Here is a 25933-nt window from a genome sequence, read left to right on the forward strand (position 1 = left end):
GCCATCGCTGACCGTCAGCCACGGATCGTTTAGTCTATTAGACGCCCTGGTTCCCGATTCCCCACCTGCGACTGGTCCGGATGCTCAAGAAATACCTCCCGATACTTACCTGGCTCCCCCACTACACCCGTCGCCTGTTCGGCGCCGACTTACTGGCGGGTGTGATCGTCACCGTCATGGTGATTCCCCAGTCGCTGGCCTATGCCATTCTCGCCGGCCTCCCGGCGGTCGTCGGCCTCTACGCCAGCATCCTGCCGCTGCTGGCCTATACCCTGCTCGGCACCAGCCGCACCCTGGCCGTCGGGCCGGTGGCGATCATTGGCCTGATGACCGGCGCGGCGCTCTCCAGCGTGGCACCACTGGGGTCACCGGCCTATCTCGAGGCGGCCCTCACCCTGTCGCTGCTATCCGGGGCGATGCTGATAGTAATGGGCATACTGCGCCTGGGCTTTTTCGCCAACTTTCTCAGCCACCCAGTGATTGGCGGTTTCCTTTCCGCTTCAGGGCTGCTGATCGCCATCAGCCAGCTCACCCACCTGTTCGGAGTTGATGTCACCGGCTATACAGCCCTTTCGCTGCTGACAGGGTTGGCCACACACCTGGGTGCATTGCATTGGCCAACGCTTGCCCTGGGCACCGGCAGCCTGGCGTTTCTCATCCTCATGCGACGTTACGGCAAGACGCTCCTGACAGCGATCGGCATGTCCAAGGGGCTGGCCGCACTCTGCGCGAGGGCCGGCCCGGTGTTCGCCGTCATCATCACCACCCTGCTCAGCTGGTGGCTCGACCTGGGGAGCCACGGCGTCGATGTAGTCGGTGATATACCGGGAGGACTGCCCCCCCTGACTTTTCCGACTGTCGACCTGCCACTCTGGCGGGAGCTGCTGGTACCGGCCTTGCTGATCAGCGTGGTCGGTTTCGTCGAATCGATCTCCATGGCGCAAATGCTGGCTGCCAAGCGCCGCGAGCGTATCTCGCCCAACCAGGAACTGCTCGGCCTGGGCGGTGCCAACATCGCCGCCGCCCTCTCCGCCGGCATGCCGGTCACCGGCGGCCTGTCGCGCACCGTGATCAACTTCGAGTCCGGTGCCCGAACCCCCATGGCTGGAGCCTTCGCCGCACTCGGCATCGGTCTGGTCACTCTGGCCTTGACGCCACTGCTTCAACACCTGCCTATCGCCACCCTCGCCGCCACCATCATCGTGGCCGTGCTGACCCTGGTCGACATTCCCTTGATCCGGCAGACCTGGCACTATTCGCGCAGCGACTTCTCGGCCATGGCCCTGACCATACTGTTGACGCTGACCGAGGGCGTCGAGGCCGGCATCATCAGCGGTGTCGCGCTCTCCATCGGGCTCTTCCTGTACCGTACGAGCCGCCCGCACAGCGCCCTGGTGGGCCGCATTCCAGGTACTGAACACTTCCGCAGCGTCACGCGGCACAGCGCCGAAACTCTGAGCCACCTGGCGCTACTGCGGGTCGATGAAAGCCTCTACTTCGCCAATGCGCGCTACCTGGAGGACACCGTCTATACCTTGGTGGCCAGCCGCCCGGAACTGGAACACGTGGTACTGATCTGTTCGGCGGTGAACCTGATCGACGCCTCGGCGCTGGAAAGCCTCGATGCCATCAACGCACGCCTCAAGGACTCACGTGTCACCCTGCACCTGGCCGAGGTCAAGGGGCCAGTGATGGATCGCCTCAAGAAGAGCCACTTCCTCGACGACCTGTCCGGTCGTGTCTTCCTGAGTACCTATGCGGCCTGGAGTGAATTGAAGCGGCGGGAAGAGTAACGCCGACGCGATGATCGTCACGCACTGGCCTGGAGCGACATAGGGTCGCGCCTTCGAGCGAGGCGAAGACAAGGCGTCATCGGTTATCATCTTCAGTTGTCTTGATCGCGGAGCCACCATGCACGCCCCCCTGCCACTGCCGCTTTCCACTCCGAACCGCAACCTGGTCCGCCTGACCATCGTCCGGGGCATCACCTGGACCGGTTTTCTGATCGGTGTCGTCATCGGCATCGCCGGACTCGGTTTTGCACTGGACATCCCGGCCGTGATCGCCGTGATGGCGGTGATGAGCCTGATCAACATCGGCACCTGGTGGCGTCTCGGCCGCCCCTGGGCAGTGACACACGGCGAGTACCTGGCTCACCTGCTCGCCGACATGCTCGGCCTGACACTGCTGTTCTATCTGATCGGTGGCTCCACCAACCCCTTCATCGGCTACTACCTGGTGCCGGTGACCATCGCCGCTGCGACCTTGCCCTGGCGCCATGCCTGGGCGGTCGCCGCCGCCGGCATGGCCGGCTACAGCTTCCTGATGTTCTTCTACCATCCCGTGCCGCAACTCGGCATGCCTCACGCCGAAAGCTGGATCAACTTGCATACCCTGGGCATGTGGCTCAACTTTGCGCTTTCGGCTGGGCTCGTGACCTTCTTCATCTACAAGATGGCGCGCGCACTGCGCAATCGTGAACAGTCGCTGTCACGCACTCGCGAGTCGGCGCTGCGCAACGAGCAGGTTCTCGCTGTAGCGACCCAGGCCGCCGGCACCGCCCACGAGCTGGGCACACCGTTATCCACCATGGCGGTACTACTGAGCGAAATGCGCGAGGATGCCGCCGACAATGTGCAATTGAAAAAGGACATTGACCTGCTCCGCGAACAGGTCGACACCTGCAAGGCGCGCCTTCGCCACCTGGTCGACAATGCCGACCGTCGCCGCATGGCCAACGCCGAGGTGCGCGATGCCAAGGAATGGCTGAACAGCGTGGTACAGCGTTGGCTGGTACTGCGCCCCGATGTCGACCATCGCCTCGAGATCCCCGAACGGCGCGGTCAACCCAAGCTCGCGGTGGATACCACCCTCGATCAGGCGCTGACCAACCTGCTCAACAACGCCGCCGACGCCAATCCCAACGATATCGCCATCCACATGGACTGGAGTACCGAAGAAGTGGTCATCGACATTCGCGATCATGGCCCCGGGGTTGCTCTGTCGATCGCCGATCAGCTCGGCGAGACCTTCGTCTCCACCAAGAGCAAAGGCCTCGGTATCGGCCTGTTTTTGACTCACGCCACCATCAATCGCTTTGGCGGCGGCGTGAGCCTGTACAATCATCCACAAGGCGGCACCCTGACCGAGGTCAGCCTGCCTCGTAGCGACACCTCGGCCTGACCGACGCCCGAACGAGGATCGACCATGCAAGAGACACCCCAACGCCTGCTGATCGTCGACGACGACGAGATGTTCCGCCATGTGCTGCATCGTGCCATGACACGGCGCGACTTCGAGGTCCTCGTGGCTCACGACGGCACCGAGGCCCTGGATCTGGCACGCCGTTACCAGCCCGAGTTCGCGACCCTGGACCTCAAACTGGAACACGAGTCGGGACTCAAGCTGTTGCCGGAGTTGCTGGAGCTGGTGCCGGATTGCCGGGTGGTGGTATTGACGGGCTATTCGAGCATCACCACCGCCGTCGAAGCCATCAAGCTCGGTGCCGTCAACTACCTGTGCAAGCCGGTCGACGCCGATGAAGTGCTGGCCGCCCTGTCCCGGGAAGACGGCAATCCGGAAGCCGAAGTGGCGGACACGCCGCCCTCGATCAATCGCCTGACCTGGGAGCACATCCAGAAGGTGCTGCAGGAGCACGACGGCAATATCTCGGCCACCGCCCGGGCGCTCGGCATGCACCGCCGAACCTTGCAGCGTAAGCTGCAGAAGCGCCCCGTCAGGCATTAAATGTCCGAAACGTATCTGCTCGTCGACTTTTCAGACACTCGCCAGGGGTTGCTCGAGCGATGCCAAGCGGGGAGCATGGCATCGCCTCTTCTTACATGCCCTTCGGCGCAAAGATGCCCGGTGCGTTACGCCAGTATCCCTTGTAGTCCATGCCATAGCCGAACACATAGCGGTCAGCGACCTCGAGGCCGCAATAGTCGGCCTTGAGCCCGGGCACCGCCTTGCGATCGTGACGCTTGTCCACGAGCACTGCCGTGGTGACACTCGCCGCACCGGCCTCGCCGCAGTAATCGAGAATGGCGGCCAGGGTCGCGCCTTCATCGAGAATATCGTCGACGATCACCACGTGCCGTCCGGCCATGGGAATCTCCGGCGACACGCGCCAGAACAGCTCGCCGCCGCGCGTCCCACCACGATAGCGGGTGGCATGCAGATAATCGACTTCGAGGGGAAAGCCCAGGCGGGTCAGCAGGTGTCCGGTGGTAATCAAGCCACCGTTCATCACGCAATAGAAGACCGGCAGGCTGTCACCAAGATCACGGGCCAGTTCTTCGGCCATGCGGTCCAGGGCAACCTCGACCTCCTGCTGGGAAATCAGACAATCGGCGCTGTCCATGACCGCGCGCATGTCGGCCAGGGACGGGAGGGCATCGGCATCGAGTTTAGGCATCGAAGGCTCGTTGTTGCAGTATCGAAAAGGAATGTCAGTCGGCGGCCATGGCTTCGAGACGCGCATGTACGCGACGCCAGCGAGCCAGTGCGCCTATGGCGTCGAGATCGGGGCGGGAACGGGCGTAACGCAACTTGGCGGATCGTTTGGAGACCTGCCCCTGGCAGGCGTCCAGCACGTCGAGAGCGGCTTGACGATCATTGCATACCAGAAGGGTGTCGCATCCCGCTTCCAGGGCCAAGCGGGCTCGCTCTGCCGGTGTCCCGGCGGTGCTGGCCCCAGCCATGCTCAGATCGTCCGAGAAGATGGTGCCCTTGAATCCCAGACTTTCACGCAGCATACCCAACCAGACCGGCGAGAACCCTGCCGGTCGGTGGTCGAAATCGGGGTAAACCACATGCGCCGGCATCATGCCATCCAGTTGCGATGCCAGGGCGTTGAACGGCACCAGGTCACGGGCACGCAGCAACGCCAGGGAACGCTCGTCCACGGGCAATTCATGGTGAGAATCGGCAGCAACACCGCCATGGCCGGGGAAATGCTTGCCCACCGCGGCCATCCCGGCTTCGTGAAGCCCTGTGACGAAGGCTCCGGCCAGCTCGCTCACTACTTCCGGCGAACCACTGAAACTTCGGTCGCCGATGACCGATGAGACACCACTGTCGACATCGAGTACCGGCGCGAAGCTCAAGTCCAGGCCACAACTCGCCATTTCCATGCCGAGCAGCCAACCGGCATCCTGACACAAGCGCCGGGCAACCTCCGGGGCGGCCTCGTATTCGGCCCCCAGGCGAGCCATCGACGGCAGGCGCGTCACGCCCTGGCGCAGGCGCTGCACCCGGCCGCCTTCCTGATCGATGGTCACCAACAGCTCGGGGCGCACCCGCCGAATCGACTGACACAATTCGCGTACCTGAACGGCATCCTCGACATTGCGGCCGAACAGGATGATGCCTCCCACCGAGGGATGTCGGAGAAGCTCCTGTTCCTCGCGGTGTAGCCGTGGGCCTTCCAGGTCCAGCATCACCGGTCCAAGCGTCTGGGTCATGGTCGCGTTCCTGACGTTGAAGAGGGCCAGATTCTAGACCATCCCGCCTCGACGCGACAGTCCGGGCCCGTCCGGCTTCAGCAAGGCGGACAACACCTCAACATGGCCCGTACAATAGCGGGGACATCACGGAAGGAGATACCATGCCCGGCAACATTCCCACGTTTCTGCTCTGGCTGCTCGTCGCCCTGCTTGGCCTGAGCCTTGGCAGCTTCCTGAACGTGGTCATCACCCGCCTGCCGGTGATGCTGATGCGTGGTTGGCGTGCCGAGGCCCGGGCCGCCTTGTCGCTCGACCCTGAATCATCGCCACGCTTTGACCTGTTAGGCCCGCCATCGATGTGCCCACGCTGCGAGGCACCCATCGCCTGGCGACACAACCTGCCGCTACTCGGCTGGATCGGGCTGCGTGGCCGCTGTGCCCATTGCCAGAAGCCGATCAGCATCCAATACCCGTTGGTGGAACTCGCCGGTGGCCTCTTCGCTCTGGCGGTCCTGGCGCTTCAAGGACCAACGCTGGAAGCCGTCTTTATCTTCGCAGCCTGCCTGACCCTGCTCGCGCTGGCGGTCATCGACCTGCGACTACAACTCCTCCCGGACATCCTGACCCTGCCACTGCTCTGGGCTGGCCTGCTCTATCACCTGCTCTTCCAGCCCCTGGGCTTGCCGAATGCCGTGCTCGGCGCCATGCTCGGCTATCTGTCGCTATGGGCCTTCCACGGCCTGTTCCAGCGCGTGACCGGCAAACGTGGCATGGGCCACGGCGACTTCAAGCTGCTGGCGGCACTCGGCGCCTGGGTCGGCTGGCCCTATCTGCCCTTGCTGCTGGTGCTGTCCGCCGCAGGCGGCGCCCTGTTCGGCCTGGCCTCCCAGGCTCTCGACCCCAGCCGACGCGGCCAGCCCATGCCATTCGGTCCCTGGCTCGCGGTGGCTGGCTGGATGATGCTGCTGGCTGGAGAGCCACTGATGGCCTTGTATCTCCAACGGATCGCATGACATGACCACAAGAAGACCTCTGATCATCGGCGTCACCGGCGGCATTGCCTCGGGCAAGTCCACGGTGGCGCGCGCCTTCGCACAACATGGTATTCCCTGGGTGGATGCCGACGACGTCGCCCGGGAAGTGGTCGCACCGGGCGAGCCGGCGCTGGCCGAGATCCGCCGGCGCCACGGCCCCCGAGTGCTGCTCGAGGATGGCCACCTCGATCGCCGGGCTTTGCGTGACATTGTCTTCGCCGACGAGGCCGAACGCCACTGGCTGGAATCCGTCACCCACCCCCGCATCCGGCAAAGACTCGGCGAATGCCTGGAGGACTTTCGTCAGCGCGACGTTCCCTACGCATTGCTGATTTCCCCGCTACTGTTCGAATCCGGTCAGCACGAGCTGGTCGAGCGCTGCCTGGTCATCGATGTCCCCGAATCGCTGCAGATCGAACGCACTGCGCGACGTGATGGAGTCGACGAGGCCCAGGCACGCGCCATCGTCGCGGCACAGATGCCCCGCGACGAACGCCTGTCCCGGGCCGATGACATTCTGACCAACGAGGGTAACGAGCAGCAGTTGGCCGACCGGGTTGCCGAACTCGATCAGCAATATCGAACCCTCAGTGGATTGCCCCCGGCACGCTGATTCGTCATCCTTGTCATTGATCCGTCACTGCCACCCGCGACGAGACCCCTTATGTCCGAGCCCCATACCGATCGTCCCCTGGAAATCGCCTGCCCCCAATGTCGCAAGAAAGTCCTCTGGACGGAGAGCAATCCCTACCGCCCTTTCTGCAGCAAGCGCTGCCGACTGCTGGACTTGGGTGCCTGGGCCGATGAGTCCCATCGTATCGCCGGTGAATCTTCCATGGATGAAGCCGATATCGATGCCATGCTGGCCCGCGCCGACCGTGATGACTCGATGACGTGACGCTGATGACACAAGCTCAGGAATACCGGCTGCTGGCAAGACTGGAGGCCGTGTTCGACTGCCTGGTCGAGCAGGCCGAAGCCCTGGTCGATGCCTGGCGACTCTCCAACGCCGAAGGCTGGGCCCTCGATTCTCCCCAGGTGGACGCAGCCTGGTTGTACCGCGCATTGCTCGACTTCTGGTATCAGGATGGGCAGGACGGGCGCAGCACACGCAGCTACATCGGCGTGCTCGCCGCCAATGAGGCGGTCATGGAGAAACTCGAGCGGGTCAACAGCACCAAGCGAGCCTTCGCCGAGCTGCTCGCCGAGATACGTCGAGAAGTGCCGAGCCTGATTCCCGAGATCAAGGCAGTGCTACCCTTTCGCCACCCCGCCCTGCACGATCACCTACGGGGTGTCGGCCTGGCACGACTCCACCTCAAGCAATGCTGGCGGGCCATCCCGGCGGCAGCGGCGGAAGTTGCTCGCATCCGGCTGACCTGGTACGCCAGCGGGCGCTCCATCAAGCGTCTCAGCGTCCAGGACGCCGAGCGCATGTTATTGGCGCTGGATAGCGAGGCGGATCATATCCGCATCCAGTTGCGCACCCTGGCCGGGCTACCCGATTACGAACCCTTGGCCCAGGTTCAAGCCCAGGCTCCCCTGATGCGGGCCAACCTGTTCTTTCGGGAACCACTCGATGACGGCCACTCACGGCAGGTGAAGAATATCGCCTTGCCCCTGTTCGTCCCGACGACCAATGGCCGACTTCCGAACATCAATCAGCCCCCTCTCCATCCCCCCGAGCGTCGTACCAGAGCGAAACGCAGCGACGCCCGTATCGAGGAGACTCCGTTACTACCCAGTCTGCGGGTGTATCGGTATCGAGACGGGTAGGATCAGGCGATCCTGCCCAAGGACTTCAAGGTTTCCAGAAGGTGGCTGACGCTTTCCGCGGGCTGTGCATAGTCCTGCATCAACGACTGGAGCCGACGCTCGAACGCGGCTTCACGTTCACGCAGGCGCTCTTCTTCATCCAGTGCCTCAAGAGAGCGCACCGGGGGGCCGGTGGGGATGTCCAGAGCATTGTCAGGCTGTTCGAGCTCACGCAACGCCTGTGAGAAAGCATCGTCAAGCTCACGGAACTTGCGCAACTTTTCACGCTCATCCATGGGTTTTCGTGAATTCTGATATTTCATTCGCTACCGATCGATTTCTGGCAACACAGCGAAAGGAAAATGGCACGGGACACTGCCCGGCCGAATAAGGCATGAACCGGCAGTATACCCGCTCGGACAACAACTATCATCTATAGTTGCCTGACCACCGGCAGGCGTAAATGCCAGGACACTATCGACAACGACGCCGGCTCGAGCCCTGCCATCCTGCAACCAGGTCAACCGCCCTGCCGCACATGACCGTCACTCTGTGCCGGTACGCTCGGCACTATGTCGCCAGGCCCGGAAGACTCTGATCACTATATTTCATGTTCACACCGACAGTGATCAACATGACACATCTGATGACCACCACCGCCTTGCTTCGTCGAAGGCTTGAAAACTTAAAAAGCTCAAGCTTTAAACTTATAACAAAAACAGCACTGTCACACATTGGCGACAGTGCTGCGGGGAAACCCACCTACTCACCCACGATATATTCACAGGCAGCAGACGAGTATGATCACTCTTCTACACGAACCAACCAGGATTCGACGGTGTCTGCGCCAAACTCATCTTTCCAGCTCTTGAGCGTCTTCTGGTTGCCACCGCGCGTCTCGACGACTTCACCGGTATTTGGGTTCTTGTAGATCTTCAGCTTGCGCTTGCGTCGACCGCCACCGGCAGCCGCAGTGCTCTTGGCAGCCGCGTTGCTGCCTGACTTGGGACTGAGCAGTTCAATCACATCAGCCGCACTCTTGCCGAACTCATCCATCAGCTCTTGCAGCTTGTTCTTGAACTCGATCTCCGCCTTGAGACGCTCGTCGTTCTCGAGCTTTTCCAGCTCGGCTTGCAGCTGCTTGAGCTGCTCTTCCTTCTGCATGTAATTGCTGAGCAGTGAGGACATCTAGATATTTCCTTGATTTTTTACGGGATGGAACACTTCGGGACGGCTGTTATTATCGCGTTTAATAACTCGATAATCAACGCCTTCTTTCGTGCTTCCACTCAACACTATATAGGCTTTTCACCAATCCATCATGTCCCGTTCGTAAATATAAGTAACGATTAAAGTGAAAGAGAGATGCTTAACCCCATAAACACGCCAAGATTCATTGCCAATAACTATCGAGCCCAGCATGCCTGGATACTTGTGAAGCACAAAAAAACACCGCCCAAAAGGGCGGTGTTTTCGAGATGGGACTCCTCGACGCTAGCGTCGCAGGATCAGTCCTGGCCCATCTGCTGCTTGATCAGATCACCGATAGTGGTCGGGCTATCACCACTTTCGGCATCCTGCTCACGCAGCTTGCTCATGTTGCGACGCGTATCATCCTGATCCTTGGCCTTGACGGACAAGCTGATCTGACGGTTCTTGCGGTCCACACCGACGATGCGCGCCTCAACGCTGTCACCCTCGTTGAGCACGTTACGAGCATCCTCGACGCGATCGGCGCTGATCTCGGAAGCTTTCAGCACGGCGACAACATCGGTAGCGAGCTCGACATGCGCTTCCTTGGCATCAACTTCGACCACACGGCCGGTGACGATGGAGCCCTTGTCATTGACGGCCAGGAATTCGGCAACCGGATCGGTATCGAGCTGCTTGATACCCAGCGAGATGCGCTCGCGCTCGGGATCGATCGACAGGATGACGGCTTCGGCCTCGTCGCCCTTCTTGAACTGACGAACAGCTTCTTCGCCGCCTTCGGTCCAGGAAATGTCGGACAAGTGCACCAGACCGTCGATACCGCCTTCCAGGCCGATGAAGATACCGAAATCGGTGATCGACTTGATGGTACCGGAGACACGGTCACCCTTGTTGTACTGACCGTTGAAGGTCTCCCAAGGATTCGCGGTGCACTGTTTGATGCCCAGCGAGATACGACGACGCTCCTCGTCGATATCCAGCACCATGACGTCCACGTCGTCGCCAACCTGGACGACCTTGGACGGATGGATGTTCTTGTTGGTCCAGTCCATTTCGGAGACGTGGACCAGGCCCTCGACACCCTCTTCCAACTCGGCGAAGCAGCCGTAGTCGGTGAGGTTGGTGACGGTGGCGTGCACCTTGGTGCCTTCCGGGTAACGATCCTTGATGTTGACCCACGGATCTTCGCCCAGCTGCTTCAGGCCCAGAGACACGCGGTTACGCTCGCGGTCGAACTTGAGGACCTTGACGTTGACTTCGTCGCCGACGGCCACGATCTCGCTGGGATGCTTGATGCGCTTCCAGGCCATGTCGGTGATGTGCAGCAGGCCATCGACACCGCCCAGATCAACGAAGGCACCGTAGTCGGTAAGGTTCTTGACGATACCGATGATCTGCTGGCCTTCCTGCAGCGTGGCAAGCAGAGCTTCGCGCTCGGCGCTGTTCTCGGCCTCGAGCACGGCGCGGCGGGAAACCACCACGTTGTTGCGCTTCGGATCGAGCTTGATGACCTTGAAGTCGAGCTCCTTGTTCTCGAGGTGCGTGGTGTCGCGCACCGGACGCACATCGACCAGGGAGCCCGGCAGGAAGGCGCGGATGGAATCCACATCGACGGTGAAACCACCCTTGACCTTGCCGTTGATCACGCCCTTGACGATCTCTTCCTTCTCGAAGGCAGCTTCCAGAACCTTCCACGCCTCGGCGCGCTTGGCCTTCTCGCGAGACAGACGCGTCTCGCCGAAGCCATCTTCAACGGCTTCCAGAGCGACGTGGACTTCGTCGCCGACGGCGATGGTCAGTTCGCCGTTGTCGTCGCGGAACTGCGCCGCGGGGATCTGACCTTCAGACTTCAGGCCGGCATTGACGGTGACCCAGTCACCTTCGATGTCGACAACAGCAGCCGCGACGATAGCGCCCGGCTCCATGTTGATGTCTTGGAGAGACTGTTCAAACAGTTCAGCAAAGCTTTCGCTCATGATGTTCCTACGTGATCAACGTTGAGTGCGACCGAAGCCGCTTTCCTCCGCACCACCAGCGAGTGCGGGCCATTTCAGACTACCTTCGGGGATGTTGGCGCTGGTTCGACCTGGACGGGCTCACGGAAAACAAATGCCCTTCCACGTCATCACATCTTGCCGAAGGCGCCGCAAGGGAGCTCAGGCATCCGGTATCAGGCCCTCTCGGGCCAGCAATGCCGTCAGCCGATCCACCACTTCCGGTATCGTCAGGCTCGTGGTATCCAACGTGACGGCATCATCTGCCGGCACGAGTGGCGCCACGCTGCGCTGCATATCCCGTGCATCGCGTGCCTGAATCTCCTTTAGAAGACTCGATAGACTAGCATCCACCCCGGCCTCTCGCAACTGCAAGTGGCGTCGTCTGGCGCGCTCCTCCGCCGAGGCGGTAAGAAATATCTTGAGCGGAGCCTCCTGGAAGACCACCGTTCCCATGTCACGCCCATCGGCCACCAGACCGGGGGCCTGGCGAAAATCCCGCTGGCGTTGCAGCAAGGCGGTACGCACCTTGGGCAACGAGGCTACCCGTGAAGCGGCATCACCGACATCCTCGGTGCGGATATCACCGGTCACTTCCTGCCCCTCGAGCACCACCCGGCCTTCACCATCCTCGGCCAAGAAGACCACATCCAGCTCGGCGGCGAGCCGCGCCAGGGTCAACTCATCATCCAGCGCGACACCATGACGGATGGCGGCCAGCGCGGTGAGCCGATAGAGCGCACCGCTATCCAGCAGATGCCATCCCAAGCGCTCGGCGACAAGCCGGCTGATCGTGCCCTTGCCGGCACCACCCGGGCCATCGATAGTCAGCACCGCAGCCTGTTCCGTCATGCGTCCTCCTGTTGCGCCTCGATGGTCAGCCCAACGCGCCTCGCCAGCTCGATGAACCCCGGAAATGACGTCGCCACATTGGCACAATCATCAATGGCGACCGCGTCACTGGCCCGCAATGCCGCCACGGCGAAGGCCATGGCAATACGATGATCGCCCAGGCTGTCGACCCGGCCACCTCCGTAACTCGGCCCTTCGTCATCCTGGCCTTCGCGACGGCCGACGATATCGATGCCATCGTCATACAGTCGGTGCTCGACTCCCAGAACCGCGAAACCATCAGCCATCGCCTGGAGCCGATCGGACTCCTTGACCCTCAACTCGGCGGCATCGCGCAGGCGGGTCACGCCTTCGGCGTTGGCCGCGGCGACGAATAGCGCCGGAAACTCATCAATGGCCAATGGCACCTGGTCGACCGGAATATCGATACCCTTGAGCGGCGCATGACGAATATGCAGATCGGCCACCGGCTCGCCGCCCACTTCGCGCTCGTTCTCAAGGCGAAGGTCGGCACCCATCAATTTCAGGATATTGATCACGCCGATGCGGGTCGGGTTGACGCCGACGTGCTCAAGCACCAGGTCGGAGCCCGGCGTGATCGCCGCCGCCACCAGGAAAAAAGTCGCCGAGGAGATATCGGACGGCACATCGATCGGCGCCGCGGAGAGCCTGCCACCGCCTTCGAGCCAGCAGGTATCGCCCTCGCGCTCCACCCGATAGCCGAAGCCGCCGAGCATACGCTCGGTGTGATCGCGCGTCGGCGCCGGCTCGCGCACCCGCGTCTCGCCCTCGGCATAAAGGCCGGCGAGCAGCAGGCAGGATTTCACCTGGGCACTGGCCATCGGCATGTCGTAGGTGATGCCCTGGAGCGCCTGCCCGCCACGCAGATTGAGCGGCGGACGTCCGCCCTCGGCGGTCTCGATCACCGCCCCCATCTCGCGCAGCGGATCGGCGACCCGCCCCATGGGCCGCTTGGTCAGGGAGACATCGCCGGTCAGTTCGGTATCGAATGCCTGGCCGGCCAGCAGGCCGGCGAAGAGCCGCATGGCGGTTCCCGCATTGCCGACGTACAGCGGCCCGGAGGGTGCCTTCAAGCCATGCAGGCCGACGCCATGGATCGTCACCCGCCCCTGGTGCGGCCCCTCGATGGCGACGCCCATCTCGCGAAACGCCTGCAGGGTGGCCAGACTGTCTTCCCCTTCGAGAAAGCCCGACACTTCGGTAACGCCTTCCGCCAGGGCACCGAGCATGATGGCGCGGTGGGAGACCGACTTGTCGCCGGGCACGCGGATGCGGCCCCGCACCTCGCCGCCGGGGCCAGCCCGGTAGCGCAACGTCGCTTGTTCTTGCATCTGGTACTCCGCCTGATAACTGCTCTGGTTCAGTAGAGAATCGAAGTAACGCCGGGCATGGCTGGCTCGATCGAAGGTCGACAGCATGGCGTCGGCATCGCCATCGGCGACGGCTTGCCGCAAGCGAGCGAGCCCCGCCTCGAAATCGTCGAGGGCAGCCAGTACCGCTTGCTGATTGGCAGCAAAGATATCGCGCCACATCACGGGATCACTGCCGGCAATACGGGTGAAGTCACGAAAACCGCCGGCGGCATAACGGAATATCTCGAGTCGATCGTCCTGGCGCGCCAGGGTATCCACCAGCGAAAAGGCCAACAGGTGCGGCAGGTGACTGGTGCGGGCCAGAACCTGGTCGTGGCGCTCCACCTCCATCTCCAGCACCTCGGCACCAGCGGCCTGCCACAGGGCTCTCACCCGGGCCACGGCGCTCGGCGCGGTGGTCGTGGCCGGCGTCAGGATCACCTTGTGTCCCACATAAAGGTGCGAGTCGGACGCTGCCACCCCGCTCTTCTCGGAGCCCGCGATGGGGTGCCCCAACACCAGGTTGACCGGCAGTCGACCGAAGGCCGCCTCGGCCGCTTCACGAATGGCGCCCTTGGTACTGCCGACATCGGTGATCACCAGCGACGGATCATCGGCCACGCCCTGCTCCGCCAGCGCCTCGAGCACCTCGCGCATGGCCAGTACCGGCACCGCCAGCACGATCATGCTGACCCCATCGAGCAACGTTGCCAGGCGCGTATCGCCTCGTTCGATCAAGCCCATCTCGACGCCCCGGGCGATTTCGTCGGCGTCCGGGTCGCAGGCGAGGATCTCCCCCTCGAAGCCAGCGTCACGCAAGGCAGCCGCCAGGGAACCACCGATCAGGCCAAGACCGACGATCAGCAACCGGGACTCGCGAACCTCATGCGCCATGCCTAGAGCACGCCTATCGGAAAGGAACCGAGCACCTTGAGCTCGGCGGCCCGCATCTGGACTTCCTCGAGTACCGCAGCGACACGCGACTCCTCGCGATGTCCCTTGAAGTCGATGAAGAAGACATAGTTCCAGACGCCACTGCGCGACGGCCGAGTCTCCAGGCGAGTCAGATCGATCTGGTGACGATGGAAGGGCTCCAGCAGGTCATGCAGCGCCCCCGGCTCGTTGCGCATGGCCACCACGATCGAGGTCTTGTCGTCGCCGGACATCGGCACGTCCTGATTGCCGATGATCAAAAAGCGCGTGGAATTGTCGGGGCGATCCTCGATCTTCTCGGCGACACGCGTCAGCCCATAGAGCTTGGCGGCCATGTCACCAGCAATGGCGGCACTGTGCCACTCGGTCTTGACCAGCCTGGCCGCTTCTGCGTTGGACGACACCGGCACTCGCTCGGCTTGCGGATAGTGAGCATCCAACCACTTGCGGCACTGCGCGAAGGATTGGGGATGCGAGTAGATCCGCGAGACCTTGTCACGCCGCGTATTGTCGGACACCAGCAGGTGATGATGAATGCGCAGCACGACTTCGCCACAGATGCGCATGCTCGAATCCATGAAAGAATCCAGGGTGTGGTTGATCACCCCTTCGGTGGAGTTCTCCACCGGCACCACGCCATAATTGACGGCACCGGCTTCCACCTCGCGGAAGACTTCGTCGATGGCCGCCATCGGCAGGCTGATCGCGCTTTCGCCGAAGTGCTTGAGCGCGGCCTGTTGCGTGAAGGTGCCTTCCGGCCCCAGATAGGCCACCTTGACCGGCTGCTCCAGCGCCAGGCAAGCCGACATGATCTCGCGGAACAGCCGCGCCATTTCCTCGCTATCCAGCGGGCCGTCGTTGAGCGCCATGATGCGGCGCAGCACCTGGGCCTCCCGCTCGGGACGATAGAACACCGCCTGGGGATCGTCCTTCGTCTTGGTCTCGGCCACGCTACGAGCACACTCGGCACGCTCGCTGATCAAGCGCATGATGTCGGAATCGAGCTGGTCGATGCGCTGACGCAGCCCTGCGAGGTCCTTGGGGGTGTCGCTCATCGGTTTCCCCTGATTATCAGATTCTTGCCTATACCGGCCGTAAGCCGTAAGCCGTAAGCCGTAAGCCGTAAGCCGTAAGCCGTAAGCCGGCCAGAAAATCCCCCCGAAACTTCCGGGAACAAGGTTTTTGTTTTTTCTTACAGCTTAAAGCTTATGACTTACAGCTCCGGGCGCAGCCCGGTTATAGCTCCGGGCGAAGCCGGGGCGGGTTTCAGCCTCGACGCTTCTCGAAGTCGCTCATGAAGTCTACCAAAGCGTCCACGGCCGCTTCCGGCACCGCATTGTAAAGACTCGCGCGCATACCACCGACGCTGCGATGCCCCTTGAGATTGAGCAGCCCCGCTTCTTCGCTCTCGGCCAGGAAGGCCTCGTCCAGGCGCGAGTCGGCCAGCACGAAGGGCACGTTCATGCGCGAACGATTTACGGGCGCGATCGGATTGGAATAGAGCTCACTGGCGTCGATGGTTGCGTAAAGCTTGGACGCCTTGCGATCGTTGCTGGCCCCCATGGCGACCAGCCCACCGATGTCATCCTTCAGCCACTCAAACACCAGCCCCGCCAGGTACCAGCTATAGGTGGCCGGCGTATTGATCATCGAGCCCGCCTCGGCGAGAGCCCGGTAACTGAACAGGCTGGGCATGTCGGCGCGCGCCCGGTCGAGCAGGTCATCGCGCACGATGGCCACCACCAGACCGGCCGGCCCAATGTTCTTCTGGGCACCGGCATAGATGACCCCGAAGCGGGACACATCCAGCGGCCCGGAGAGGATGCTGGACGACATGTCACAGGCCAGCGGCACCTCACTGCCATCGCGGCGGCGCAACCCTTCCGCGCCACCGGGGGTATAGTCGAACTCGAGCCCACCGATGGTCTCGTTGGCGGTGTAATGGAGGTAGGCGGCATCCTCGGACAACTCGATTTCCGACTGCCGGGGCACGGCCGTATGGCCATTGGCTTCGCTGGAAGCCGCTACCACCGCATCACCAAACAGGTGACGCGCCTCCTTGATGGCCTTGCTGCCCCAGATACCTGTCTGCACGAAGTTGGCCGTGCCACCGGCGCCGAGCAGGTTATAGGGCAAGGCGGCGAACTGCTGGGTCGCCCCTCCCTGGGTGAACAGCACCCGATAATTGTCGGGAATGGCCAGCAGTTCCCGCAGGTCGCGCTCAGCCCGCTCGGCGATGGCCACATAATCGCTGGAGCGATGGCTCATCTCCATGACCGAAAGACCGCGCCCCCGGTAGTCCAGCATTTCGTCGCGGGCTCGCGCCAGCACTGCCTCGGGCAACGCAGCCGGCCCGGCACAGAAATTGAAATGACGTGTCATCAGCGTTGTGTGTCCTCTCACTCGTCCGAGGGCTGGGTCGTATCGCCCTCGCCATCCTCTTCCAGCTCAGCCTCCACGACGTCCACTTCCTCCGGCTCGTCGACGCGTACCGTCTTGACCAGCGACTCGCTCTCGCCCAGGCGGATCAGCATCACACCCTGGGTGTTGCGCGATGAAATGGAGACTTCATCGACCCGAGTGCGCACCAGGGTGCCCTTATCGGTGATCAGCATCATCTCGTCGGAGGCGTAGACCTGCATGGCAGCCACCAGGGAACCGTTACGCTCGCTGGTCTGCATGGCGATCACGCCCTGGCCACCGCGACCACGCAGCGGGAATTCCTCCAGACGAGTGCGCTTGCCATAGCCATTCTCCGACGCCGTGAGGATATAGATCTGGCCGGCATCGAGCGGCTCGGCACTCTGCACTTCCGTCTCGTCCTGCTCCTCGGCGTCGATACGTTGACTCCGCGGAATGATCAGGCTGATCACTTCGGCATCATCGAGCAGGCGCATGCCACGCACACCGCGCGCGGTCCGCCCCATGGCGCGCACATTGGACTCATCGAAGCGGATGGCCTTGCCATTGGAAGAGAGCAGCATGGCGTGGTCCGAGCCACCGGTAATGGCCGCACCCACCAGGCGGTCGCCCTCTTCCAGATCGATGGCGATCAAGCCCACGCTGCGCGGACGCGAGAACTGCGCCAGGCTGGTGCGCTTGACCGTGCCCTTGGCGGTAGCGAAGAAGATGTAGCTGTCCGGATCGTAATCGCGCACCGGCAGGATGGCATTGATCGCCTCGTCCTCTTCCAGCGGCAGCAGGTTGACCAGCGGCTTGCCACGCGAGCCGCGGCTCGCCGCCGGCATCTCGTAGACCTTGAGCCAGTAGACCTTGCCGCGATTGGAGAACAGCAGCACGGTATCGTGGGTCGAGGCCACCAGCAGGTGCTCGATGACGTCTTCGTCCTTCATGGACGTGGCCGACTTGCCTCGACCGCCGCGCCGCTGGGCCTGGTAATCGGAAAGCGGCTGGGTCTTGGCGTACCCCGAGCGCGACACCGTAACCACCATATCCTCCTCGGCAATCAAGTCCTCGATGGACAGATCGAGGTGGCTGGCCTGGATCTCGGTGCGGCGCGACTCGCCAAACTGGTCGCGTATGGCCGTCAACTCCTCGCGAATCACCTCGAGCAAGCGGTCGGCGGATGCCAGGATCGCGGTGAGTTCGGCGATCTTCTCCAGGATACCCAGGTACTCGTCGAGCAGCTTCTCGGTTTCCAAGCCGGTCAGGCGATGCAGACGCAGTTCGAGAATCGCCTGGGCCTGGGCCGGCGAAAGCCGGTATTCCTTGCCCGCCGTGTCCAGGCCGAAACCTTCCTCCAGGTCTTCGGGCTTGCAGGAAGTGGCGCCGGCGCGTTCCAGCATGCCGGTCACCTGACCGGGCGCCCAGTTCCTGTCAAGCAGCTTCTCCTTGGCCTCATTGGCCGAGGGCGAAGCCTTGATCAGCTCGATCACCTCGTCGATGTTGGAGATCGCGACTGTCAGGCCTTCGAGGATATGGCCACGCTCGCGGGCCTTCTTGAGTTCGAACAGAGTCCGGCGAGTCACCACTTCGCGACGGTGGCGAATGAACGCCTCGAGCACCTCCTTGAGGTTGAGCGTGCGCGGCTCGCCGCCGTCCAGGGCCACCATGTTGATGCCAAAGACGTTCTGCAGCTGCGTCTGGGCAAACAGGTTGTTGACCACGACATCGCCGGACTCGCCGCGCTTGACCTCGATGACGACCCGCAGCCCGTCCTTGTCGGACTCGTCGCGCAGCTCGGCGATGCCCTCGATGCGCTTTTCCTTGACCAGCTCTGCGATCTTCTCGATCAGACGAGCCTTGTTCACCTGATAGGGCAGCTCGGTGACGATGATGTGGTCGCGGCCGGTCTTCACGTCATGCTCGATGGTGTGGCGGGCACGCACATAGATGCGACCACGGCCGGTACGATAAGCCTCGAGAATCCCGGCCCGGCCGTTGATGATGCCCCCGGTGGGGAAATCCGGCCCGGGGATGTATTCCATGAGGTCATCGACGGAGAGCGTGTAGTCGTCGATCAGGGCCAGGCAACCGTCGATCACCTCCACCATATTGTGGGGCGGAATATTGGTCGCCATGCCCACGGCGATGCCCGAGGAGCCATTGACCAGCAGGTTGGGCAGCTTGGTCGGCAGCACATCCGGGATGCGCTCGGTGCCGTCGTAGTTATCGACCCAGTCGACGGTATCCTTTTCCAGATCCGCCAACAGTTCGTGGGCCAGGCGCGCCATGCGCACCTCGGTATAACGCATGGCGGCCGCATTGTCGCCGTCGATGGACCCAAAGTTGCCCTGGCCATCGACCAGCACATGGCGCATCGAGAAGTCCTGCGCCATGCGCACGATGGTGTCGTAGACGGCGCTGTCGCCGTGGGGGTGATACTTACCGATCACATCGCCGACGACACGCGCCGACTTCTTGTAGGCCTTGTTCCAATCATTGCCGAGCTCGTGCATCGCGTACAGCACGCGCCGGTGCACGGGTTTCAGGCCATCACGCACGTCAGGCAGCGCACGGCCGATGATCACACTCATCGCGTAATCGAGGTACGACTGCTTCAGCTCGTCCTCGATGTTGACTGGCAGAATCTCTCTGGCGATGTCACCCATGGGTCGTCGAATCCTTTGCACTGCGACAGGTAAACGCGTCACGAGGCCGTGACACAGGGAGCGCTACCGTCGAACGACGACATGGATAAGGCTAGGCATCTCGCGGGCAAGCCCATCGAGCCATCTGCCTCACCCTTCCGTCAGGTCTTCGGCGACTCCCTGGCGCGTCATATCAGCGCCACAGCATACCATTCCGGGCGAGGCAAAGCAGCGGGCTATTGCGCGATTACCAGCGGCGCCATGAGATCGCGCAATTCACCCTCGATGGCGACGGCCTTGTTGCTCCTCACATCGAGAAGCACGAAGGTCAGGTCGGCACTGGCGACCAGCTTGTCATCGCGGTCGCGACGCACTTCCTGATGCATCCGCGCGCTGCGCGTGCCGAGTTCGGCCAGCCCCGTGACCACCTTCAGGTCATCGCCGGCCAGCGCTGCACGCCGATAGTCGATGTTCAGATTGACGGCCACGAACGCCACATCGCCGCGCTCGATGATACCGGCCAGATCGGCGCGCTCGTCGAAATAGGCCCAGCGCCCCTCCTCCAGGAACTCCAGGTAGCGGGCATTGTTGACGTGGCCATAGCCATCCAGGTGATAGCCTCGTACACGCAAGCGAATAGTGGACCAACGCGAATCCATGGGTGATACCTCTATATCAGGAAAGACTCGATTCTAGCCATGGCGGCACCATACACTCAAACTCCCGTTTGAATCGGCAATCCCTTGAGCACCGCTGGCACCGCCGCCTCCCTTTCGCCATAATGTGCGTCCTTTGCATGCAGGAAAGGCTCCATGTGGTTCAAGCACTTGCATCTGTATCGCCTGCACGGCGCCCCCGAACTCGATCCGAGCGAGCTGGAAACAGCGCTGGAAGCACAGGCCTTCCGCCCGCTGGGAGGTAGCGAGGCGCGTCGCCTCGGCTGGTGCGCCCCCGCCGGGCGGGCCAGCACCCAGCGGCTCCACGAACTCCAGGGCCAGCGACTGCTGACGGCGCTGCGCCAGGAACGCCTGCTGCCGGCTGCCGTGGTGCGCGAGGAACTCGAGGAGCGCGTAGACGCCCTCGAGACCGCCGAAGGTCGCAAACTGCGACGTCAGGAAAAGCTCGCCCTCAAGGAACAGATCTACGAGGAATTGCTGCCACGCGCCTTCGTGCGCAACCAGAAAGTCGACCTCTGGTGGGACACTCGGCGTGGCTTGATCGCCATCAACACCAGCAGTCGCAAACGCGCCGAAGAGCTCCTCGACCTGCTGCGCGAGACACTGGGCACTCTTCGCGTCACTCCCTTGGCGAGCCAGACACTCCCCATGCGCGCCATGACAACCTGGCTCGGCGACCCGGCCTCACGCCCCGCTGATCTGCAGCTCGGCGATCAGGTAGAACTCAAGGCCAAGGGCGATGACGGCGTGCTTCGGGCTCGCCAGGTGGATCTGGACAGCGACGAGATCCAGCAATTGCTGGAGAGCGGCCGACAGGTCAGCAAGCTCGCACTCGCCATCGAGGGCCGCCTGAACTTCGTGCTGCACGATGACCTCGCCGTAAAAGGCCTGAATTTCGACGATGCCCTGATCGACGAGGCCTCCCAGTCGGATGACGGCGACGACGCCGTGGTTCGCCTGGAGACCGACTTCCTGCTGATGACTCAGGCGCTGGCCGAGAGCATCGAGCGACTGATCGCCTGGCTGGGCGGTGAATCCAGCCCGGCGAACAACGCCCCATCCGCATGACCGATACCGACCACGGCCGCATCCAATGAACAACACGCAAGCGACACTCTCCGACGATCCCTGGGCCGAGATTCGCCCCTATCAGGACGAGGAGGTGGCCGATGTCCTCGCGCGACTGGCCAGGGACCCGGAACTGCTGGACGCGCTCACCCGCTTCCGGCTGCCGCGCCTGGCCCGGCTGATGCCACGCCTTTCCCGCGCCCTCGCCAGCTTTGCCATTCGCCGCGAGGTACGCGGCGTCAGCGACATCAGCGCCTTTCAGGATCGCATCGCCGACTACATGCAACGCATGATCCGCAACTCGACCACCGACTTCCGAGTCGATGGCCTCGATCAACTGGATCCCAATACCGCCTATCTGTTCATCGGCAACCATCGCGACATCTCGCTCGACCCGGCCTTCGTCAATTACGCCCTCTATCTCGCCGGGCGCGACACGGTGCGCATCGCCATTGGCGACAACCTGCTCCAGAAGCCATACGTCAACGACCTGATGCGCCTCAACAAGAGCTTCATCGTGCCGCGCAGCGCGCGCGGCAAGCGCGCCATGCTGGCCGCCTACCAGAAGCTTTCTGCCTATATTCGCCACTCCATCATCGAAGACAATCACTCGATCTGGATGGCCCAGCGCGAGGGGCGCGCCAAGGACGGCATCGACCGCACCGACCCGGCCATCATCAAGATGCTGACCATGGCGCGGCGCGGTGCGGAGCGCCAGGCGGGCACCGGCGAGGCCATTGCCGAACTGCGCCTGGTGCCCGTATCGATCAGCTACGAGTACGACCCCTGTGACGTGCAGAAAGCGCGCGAACTGCACGCCATCAATGCCAGCGGCAACTACGAGAAGAGCGAGTTCGAGGACATCCGCTCAATCGTCGCCGGCATCACCGGCCAGAAAGGCCGCGTCCACCTGCGTTTCGGCACGCCGCTGAGTGCCGACTTCGACAGCCCCGAAGCCGTCGCCGAGGAGATCGACCGTCAGGTACTCGCGGGCTATCATCTGTTCCCCAGCCACTATCTGGCACTCGAGGCGCTGGGCGATGCGCCGCACCTGCTCGATCTGAGCGAGGTTACCGATGCCGATCGCGCCCGCTTCCAGGCTCGTCTGGCCGAAGTCCCCGAGGAGCTGCGCGACTGGTGGCTGACCCAGTACGCCAATCCGGTCCGCAACTGCGCCACCAGAGAGTGACGTCCCATGAGCACCGCCCAGGAACGTGCGGCACAGGCACGCGAAGCCCACAAGGTCACACTGCTCGGCGCCGCTGTCGACCTGGTAGTGGGACTGGCCAAGCTGGTCGCCGGCTGGCTGGTCGGCTCGGCCGCCTTGATCGCCGACGGCATCCATTCCTTCTCGGATATCGTCACCGATCTCTTCGTGCTCGCGGCCACCCACTTCGGCCGCCAGGCGCCGGACCACGATCACCCCTATGGCCATGGCCGCATCGAGACCCTGGCCACCCTCTGGCTCGGCGGCATGCTGATCTTCGTCGCCGGCGGCATCGCCTGGGCCAGCCTGGCCCGCCTGCTGGCCGGTGATGTCGCCACGGCCCCCGGGCTCTGGGCCATCGGCGTCGCCATCGTCGCACTGCTGGCCAAGGAATGGATCTTTCGCTATACCCTGCGCATTGCTCAGCGTATCGACTCTCGATTGCTCGAAGCCAACGCCTGGCACTCGCGCTCCGACGCGCTCTCTACGCTGGTCGTGCTGATCGGCCTGCTGGCGGCACAGATCGGCATCGGCTGGATGGACGCCGCGGCGGCCATCGTGGTCGGCGTGATGGTCGGCCAGGTCGGCGGGCGCCTGCTGTGGGAATCCGGCCAGGAACTGGTCGACACCGCCCTGCCCGAGCAGGACCAGGCTACCCTCTACGATGCCGCCATGGCCGTTCCCGGCGTCGAGGGCGTGCACGACCTGCGTACTCGACGGATCGGTGGCGAGGTGCTGCTCGACCTGCACATCGTGGTATTCCCCAGGGTGACGGTCTCGGAGGCCCACGAGATCGGCAACGAAGTCAGTCGTCGATTGCGTGGCGTCTACCCCAACCTGTTCGATGTCACCTTCCACATCGACCCCCAGGACGATGCCGGCGAAACCGAACACAGCCTGCGCCCCGGCCTGCCCCTGCGCGCCGACATCGAAGGCATCCTGAACGAGGCCTGGCATGGCCTGTCGGCCTGGCACGATCGAGTGGCGCTGGATCTTCACTACATCGATGATCATGTCGATGTCTCGGTCTATGTTCACTCCCTGCCCGAAGGCCAGGATCTCGATGACGCCGCCCAGACCCTGCGCGACGCCTCACATTCACTGACCTGGGTGGGCCGCCTGCGGGTCTGGCAGGGGCCGGGCAAGAGCTGAGACTCACCACCTGGATGTCCCATGCCAAGAGACAATCATGATATCGTACCGGCAGGTAATGACTGTCGCGTACAAGGAGAGCGCCATGTCCTCATCGGAGATTCAAAAGACCCGTGTCATCAATGAGCTACGCGGCTTCATCAAGAAGCTGCTACAGGATCCCCGGATCATGGAGCAGTCCCTTGAGATCACGCGCCACGAGCTCACCAGCGACGACCAGAGCGACGCCATGACCCGCATCGCCAACCGGATCTCGGATACCACCAGCGTGCACATCCCGGATGACCCTGCCGAACACTCCGAAGCGGACAAGCTGTTCCTGGAGTTGCTCAAGGAGGTCGTGAACGAAGAGCAGGCCCTGTATTAGGCACTGTCCGAAAAGTGCCTACGCTCGGTTATACGACGTTGAAAATCCGCTCAAATGCTCATTTACTCCTTGTAAACTCCGCGTTTTCGCAAATTTTCGCCTTGTCTAACCTTCGCTCGTCGACTTTTCAGACAAGGCCTAGGAAAGCGCTTCCTTGGATAGAGAACGGCCCTCCGCACGACCCGCTCAGCGGAGGGCCTGCGCCGCAGCGGCTCGGCTGGTAGAATACGGCGACACTTTCTTCTTGCACTGTCGCATGACCTACCTGATCAAGCTCTACCCCGAGATCACCATCAAGTCCCGCTCCGTGCGTCAGCAGATGACCCGTTGCCTGACGTCCAACATCCGCAATACGCTGAAGCGTCACGACGAGGGCGTGCGCGTCCGCGGTCGCTGGGATGCCATTCAGGTACGCCTCTCGCCCGACCTGGATGCCGCACGAGTTCGGGATGCCGAAAGCGCGCTGACGCGGATCTCCGGCATTCACCAGATACTGGCCGCCGAGGAAATCCAGATCGACGACCTGACCTCGATCGCCGAGCACGTCGTGCCGCTCTGGGGCCCGGAGATCGCCGGGCAGCGTTTTCGCGTCAAGGCCAAACGGCGTGGCCAGCACGATTTCAGCTCGATGGATCTCGAGCGCTACCTGGGCGCGCGCCTGCTCGAGGCAGCGCCGGACGCCCAGGTGGATCTGACCACGCCCGAGGTCATCGTGCCGGTCGAGGTCACCCACAACCGTCTGCAGTTGATTCGCGCCAAGTGGCCAGGGCTCGGTGGCTTTCCCATGGGCATTCAGGGACAGGTCCTGAGCCTGATCTCCGGCGGCTTCGACTCCCCGGTGGCGGCCTGGCGCATGATGCGCCGTGGCGTCAAGTCGCACTTCGTCTTCTTCAACCTCGGCGGCCCCGCCCACGAGGCGGGCGTTCGCGAAGTGACGCATCATCTCTGGCAACGTTACAGCGCCTCGCATAACGTTCACTTCATCTCGGTGCCTTTCGAAGGCGTGATCGGCGAAATCCTCAAGACCATTCCCGACGGCCTGATGGGCGTGGTGCTCAAGCGCATGATGGTCCGCGCCGCCAGCCGGATCGCCGAGCGTGCCGACATCCCCGCACTGGTCACCGGCGACGCCATCGCTCAGGTTTCCAGCCAGACGCTATCCAATCTGGCGCTGATCGACGCCGCCAGCCCGATGCCGATACTTCGCCCGCTGCTCACCGAAGACAAGCAGGCGATCATCGACCAGGCGCGACAGATCGATACCGCCCGTCACGCCGAAGTGATGCCGGAATACTGCGGCGTGATCTCAAAGCGCCCGCACATCAAGGCTGATCCGGCCAAGGTCGCCGAGGCCGAGGTAGACTTCGATTTCGGTGTTCTGGACGCCGCCATCGAAGAAGCCGTCACCACGCGCAGCAACCGCCTGCTGGAGCGCCCGGCCCCGGTGTCCGACGACGCCTTGCTGGTCATCGACTCCCCGGAAGCGCTGGGTAGCGTTGATGCTCCCTGCGTGATCGACATCCGCGCGCCGCACGAACGCGAGGACGCCCCGCTGGAACTCGACCGGGTACCGCAACTGCAGATCCCGTTCTACGAGCTTCAGGAACGCGCCCCGACGCTCGACACGGACCACCACTACCTGCTGTTCTGCGACCAGGGCGTGATGAGCCGCATGCAGGCCCTGCATCTCATGGACCGTGGGCTGCGGCACTTCGGCATCTACCGTCGCCCCTGAAACGTCGGGTGCAGCCACCCTGCAAAATGCTACAATCCCTGATTTCACGGACATTTCTCGTGGCGACTCCGGCTCC

The 25933-nt window shown here is 62.8% G+C and carries 23 protein-coding genes; 12 read left to right on the plus strand and 11 right to left on the minus strand.

Annotated elements, in window-relative coordinates:
* Positions 1-80 precede the first annotated feature (80 nt).
* The 3 genes from FZZ93_RS11440 to FZZ93_RS11450 all read left to right on the plus strand — a co-directional run bounded on the left by FZZ93_RS11440 (position 81) and on the right by FZZ93_RS11450 (position 3747).
* Positions 81-1793: a SulP family inorganic anion transporter gene (locus tag FZZ93_RS11440; RefSeq protein ID WP_149322460.1), complete on the plus strand. Its 1713-nt coding sequence runs from the start codon at positions 81-83 to the stop codon at positions 1791-1793.
* 118 nt (positions 1794-1911) lie between these two features.
* A complete protein-coding gene (locus tag FZZ93_RS11445) occupies positions 1912-3183 on the plus strand; it encodes an ATP-binding protein (protein ID WP_149322461.1) in 1272 nt (423 codons plus the stop codon).
* A gap of 24 nt (positions 3184-3207) precedes the next feature.
* Positions 3208-3747 carry a response regulator transcription factor gene (locus tag FZZ93_RS11450; RefSeq protein WP_149322462.1) on the plus strand — a complete coding sequence of 180 codons (540 nt, stop codon included), beginning with the start codon at positions 3208-3210 and terminating at the stop codon, positions 3745-3747.
* Between the two features lie 91 nt (positions 3748-3838).
* On the opposite strand, the gene FZZ93_RS11455 is transcribed toward FZZ93_RS11450, so the two are convergent.
* Positions 3839-4417 (minus strand): hypoxanthine-guanine phosphoribosyltransferase, encoded by a 579-nt coding sequence (locus tag FZZ93_RS11455; protein WP_149322463.1) that lies wholly within the window; start codon positions 4415-4417, stop codon positions 3839-3841.
* A 34-nt stretch (positions 4418-4451) separates the two neighbouring features.
* Entirely contained in the window at positions 4452-5465 is a 1014-nt protein-coding gene (nagZ, locus tag FZZ93_RS11460; RefSeq protein WP_149322464.1) for a beta-N-acetylhexosaminidase, read from the minus strand.
* Between the two features lie 143 nt (positions 5466-5608).
* On the opposite strand from nagZ, the gene FZZ93_RS11465 reads away from it, so the two are divergent.
* The 4 genes from FZZ93_RS11465 to FZZ93_RS11480 are packed head-to-tail and all read left to right on the plus strand — an operon-like array spanning position 5609 to position 8257.
* Positions 5609-6460: a prepilin peptidase gene (locus tag FZZ93_RS11465; RefSeq protein WP_149322465.1), complete on the plus strand. Its 852-nt coding sequence runs from the start codon at positions 5609-5611 to the stop codon at positions 6458-6460.
* A 1-nt stretch (position 6461) separates the two neighbouring features.
* Positions 6462-7094 carry a dephospho-CoA kinase gene (coaE, locus tag FZZ93_RS11470; protein ID WP_149322466.1) on the plus strand — a complete coding sequence of 211 codons (633 nt, stop codon included), beginning with the start codon at positions 6462-6464 and terminating at the stop codon, positions 7092-7094.
* A 51-nt stretch (positions 7095-7145) separates the two neighbouring features.
* Positions 7146-7379 (plus strand): DNA gyrase inhibitor YacG, encoded by a 234-nt coding sequence (yacG, locus tag FZZ93_RS11475; RefSeq protein ID WP_149322467.1) that lies wholly within the window; start codon positions 7146-7148, stop codon positions 7377-7379.
* 5 nt (positions 7380-7384) lie between these two features.
* Complete coding sequence (locus FZZ93_RS11480) at positions 7385-8257, plus strand: DNA replication terminus site-binding protein (RefSeq protein WP_149322468.1); 873 nt, start codon at positions 7385-7387, stop codon at positions 8255-8257.
* Positions 8258-8259: 2 nt separating this feature from the next.
* On the opposite strand, the gene FZZ93_RS11485 is transcribed toward FZZ93_RS11480, so the two are convergent.
* The 9 genes from FZZ93_RS11485 to FZZ93_RS11525 form a co-directional block, all read right to left on the minus strand.
* Positions 8260-8532, minus strand: coding sequence for a hypothetical protein (locus FZZ93_RS11485; protein WP_246146196.1), 273 nt, complete (start codon positions 8530-8532; stop codon positions 8260-8262).
* Positions 8533-9040: 508 nt separating this feature from the next.
* Positions 9041-9424, minus strand: a complete 384-nt coding sequence (locus tag FZZ93_RS11490; protein WP_149322470.1) for a histone-like nucleoid-structuring protein, MvaT/MvaU family — start codon at positions 9422-9424, stop codon at positions 9041-9043.
* Between the two features lie 320 nt (positions 9425-9744).
* A complete protein-coding gene (gene rpsA / locus FZZ93_RS11495; RefSeq protein ID WP_149322471.1) occupies positions 9745-11424 on the minus strand; it encodes a 30S ribosomal protein S1 in 1680 nt (559 codons plus the stop codon).
* A 180-nt stretch (positions 11425-11604) separates the two neighbouring features.
* Positions 11605-12294: a (d)CMP kinase gene (gene cmk, locus FZZ93_RS11500; protein ID WP_149322472.1), complete on the minus strand. Its 690-nt coding sequence runs from the start codon at positions 12292-12294 to the stop codon at positions 11605-11607.
* On the minus strand, positions 12291-14561 hold the full coding sequence (locus FZZ93_RS11505) for a bifunctional prephenate dehydrogenase/3-phosphoshikimate 1-carboxyvinyltransferase (protein ID WP_149322473.1): 2271 nt from the start codon (positions 14559-14561) through the stop codon (positions 12291-12293). The genes cmk and FZZ93_RS11505 overlap by 4 nt, the downstream gene beginning before the upstream one ends.
* A gap of 2 nt (positions 14562-14563) precedes the next feature.
* Positions 14564-15655 (minus strand): prephenate dehydratase, encoded by a 1092-nt coding sequence (gene pheA, locus FZZ93_RS11510; protein ID WP_149322474.1) that lies wholly within the window; start codon positions 15653-15655, stop codon positions 14564-14566.
* 211 nt (positions 15656-15866) lie between these two features.
* Positions 15867-16982 (minus strand): 3-phosphoserine/phosphohydroxythreonine transaminase, encoded by a 1116-nt coding sequence (gene serC, locus FZZ93_RS11515; RefSeq protein WP_149322475.1) that lies wholly within the window; start codon positions 16980-16982, stop codon positions 15867-15869.
* A gap of 17 nt (positions 16983-16999) precedes the next feature.
* The gene (gyrA, locus tag FZZ93_RS11520; protein ID WP_149322476.1) at positions 17000-19672 is read right to left on the minus strand and encodes a DNA gyrase subunit A; all 2673 of its coding nucleotides are present in this window, start codon (positions 19670-19672) and stop codon (positions 17000-17002) included.
* A gap of 215 nt (positions 19673-19887) precedes the next feature.
* The gene (locus FZZ93_RS11525; protein WP_149322477.1) at positions 19888-20310 is read right to left on the minus strand and encodes an acyl-CoA thioesterase; all 423 of its coding nucleotides are present in this window, start codon (positions 20308-20310) and stop codon (positions 19888-19890) included.
* A 153-nt stretch (positions 20311-20463) separates the two neighbouring features.
* Here FZZ93_RS11525 and FZZ93_RS11530 point away from each other — a divergent pair, with 153 nt between their 5' ends.
* The 5 genes from FZZ93_RS11530 to thiI all read left to right on the plus strand — a co-directional run bounded on the left by FZZ93_RS11530 (position 20464) and on the right by thiI (position 25857).
* A complete protein-coding gene (locus FZZ93_RS11530) occupies positions 20464-21396 on the plus strand; it encodes a recombination-associated protein RdgC (RefSeq protein WP_149322478.1) in 933 nt (310 codons plus the stop codon).
* A gap of 25 nt (positions 21397-21421) precedes the next feature.
* Entirely contained in the window at positions 21422-22585 is a 1164-nt protein-coding gene (locus FZZ93_RS11535) for a 1-acyl-sn-glycerol-3-phosphate acyltransferase (RefSeq protein ID WP_149322479.1), read from the plus strand.
* Positions 22586-22591: 6 nt separating this feature from the next.
* Positions 22592-23755: a cation diffusion facilitator family transporter gene (locus FZZ93_RS11540; RefSeq protein WP_149322480.1), complete on the plus strand. Its 1164-nt coding sequence runs from the start codon at positions 22592-22594 to the stop codon at positions 23753-23755.
* A gap of 85 nt (positions 23756-23840) precedes the next feature.
* Positions 23841-24122 (plus strand): hypothetical protein, encoded by a 282-nt coding sequence (locus FZZ93_RS11545; RefSeq protein ID WP_149322481.1) that lies wholly within the window; start codon positions 23841-23843, stop codon positions 24120-24122.
* Positions 24123-24378: 256 nt separating this feature from the next.
* Complete coding sequence (thiI, locus tag FZZ93_RS11550; protein ID WP_149322482.1) at positions 24379-25857, plus strand: tRNA uracil 4-sulfurtransferase ThiI; 1479 nt, start codon at positions 24379-24381, stop codon at positions 25855-25857.
* Positions 25858-25933: the final 76 nt, after the last annotated feature.

It is taken from the genome of Halomonas eurihalina, from assembly GCF_008274785.1.
Classification (GTDB): Bacteria; Pseudomonadota; Gammaproteobacteria; order Pseudomonadales; family Halomonadaceae; genus Halomonas; species Halomonas eurihalina.

Bases quoted from the DNA above. Each gene is read 5' to 3' on its own strand.
- FZZ93_RS11485 (WP_246146196.1), bottom strand. From the start codon at position 8,532: ATGGATGAGCGTGAAAAGTTGCGCAAGTTCCGTGAGCTTGACGATGCT.
- FZZ93_RS11540 (WP_149322480.1), top strand. From the start codon at position 22,592: ATGAGCACCGCCCAGGAACGTGCGGCACAGGCACGCGAAGCCCACAAG.
- FZZ93_RS11445 (WP_149322461.1), top strand. From the start codon at position 1,912: ATGCACGCCCCCCTGCCACTGCCGCTTTCCACTCCGAACCGCAACCTG.
- gyrA (WP_149322476.1), bottom strand. From the start codon at position 19,672: ATGGGTGACATCGCCAGAGAGATTCTGCCAGTCAACATCGAGGACGAG.
- FZZ93_RS11535 (WP_149322479.1), top strand. From the start codon at position 21,422: ATGAACAACACGCAAGCGACACTCTCCGACGATCCCTGGGCCGAGATT.
- FZZ93_RS11525 (WP_149322477.1), bottom strand. From the start codon at position 20,310: ATGGATTCGCGTTGGTCCACTATTCGCTTGCGTGTACGAGGCTATCAC.
- pheA (WP_149322474.1), bottom strand. From the start codon at position 15,655: ATGAGCGACACCCCCAAGGACCTCGCAGGGCTGCGTCAGCGCATCGAC.
- FZZ93_RS11480 (WP_149322468.1), top strand. From the start codon at position 7,385: ATGACACAAGCTCAGGAATACCGGCTGCTGGCAAGACTGGAGGCCGTG.
- FZZ93_RS11455 (WP_149322463.1), bottom strand. From the start codon at position 4,417: ATGCCTAAACTCGATGCCGATGCCCTCCCGTCCCTGGCCGACATGCGC.
- thiI (WP_149322482.1), top strand. From the start codon at position 24,379: ATGACCTACCTGATCAAGCTCTACCCCGAGATCACCATCAAGTCCCGC.
- rpsA (WP_149322471.1), bottom strand. From the start codon at position 11,424: ATGAGCGAAAGCTTTGCTGAACTGTTTGAACAGTCTCTCCAAGACATC.
- FZZ93_RS11505 (WP_149322473.1), bottom strand. From the start codon at position 14,561: ATGGCGCATGAGGTTCGCGAGTCCCGGTTGCTGATCGTCGGTCTTGGC.
- FZZ93_RS11490 (WP_149322470.1), bottom strand. From the start codon at position 9,424: ATGTCCTCACTGCTCAGCAATTACATGCAGAAGGAAGAGCAGCTCAAG.
- FZZ93_RS11530 (WP_149322478.1), top strand. From the start codon at position 20,464: ATGTGGTTCAAGCACTTGCATCTGTATCGCCTGCACGGCGCCCCCGAA.
- nagZ (WP_149322464.1), bottom strand. From the start codon at position 5,465: ATGACCCAGACGCTTGGACCGGTGATGCTGGACCTGGAAGGCCCACGG.
- yacG (WP_149322467.1), top strand. From the start codon at position 7,146: ATGTCCGAGCCCCATACCGATCGTCCCCTGGAAATCGCCTGCCCCCAA.
- FZZ93_RS11545 (WP_149322481.1), top strand. From the start codon at position 23,841: ATGTCCTCATCGGAGATTCAAAAGACCCGTGTCATCAATGAGCTACGC.
- FZZ93_RS11440 (WP_149322460.1), top strand. From the start codon at position 81: ATGCTCAAGAAATACCTCCCGATACTTACCTGGCTCCCCCACTACACC.
- coaE (WP_149322466.1), top strand. From the start codon at position 6,462: ATGACCACAAGAAGACCTCTGATCATCGGCGTCACCGGCGGCATTGCC.
- cmk (WP_149322472.1), bottom strand. From the start codon at position 12,294: ATGACGGAACAGGCTGCGGTGCTGACTATCGATGGCCCGGGTGGTGCC.
- FZZ93_RS11450 (WP_149322462.1), top strand. From the start codon at position 3,208: ATGCAAGAGACACCCCAACGCCTGCTGATCGTCGACGACGACGAGATG.
- FZZ93_RS11465 (WP_149322465.1), top strand. From the start codon at position 5,609: ATGCCCGGCAACATTCCCACGTTTCTGCTCTGGCTGCTCGTCGCCCTG.
- serC (WP_149322475.1), bottom strand. From the start codon at position 16,982: ATGACACGTCATTTCAATTTCTGTGCCGGGCCGGCTGCGTTGCCCGAG.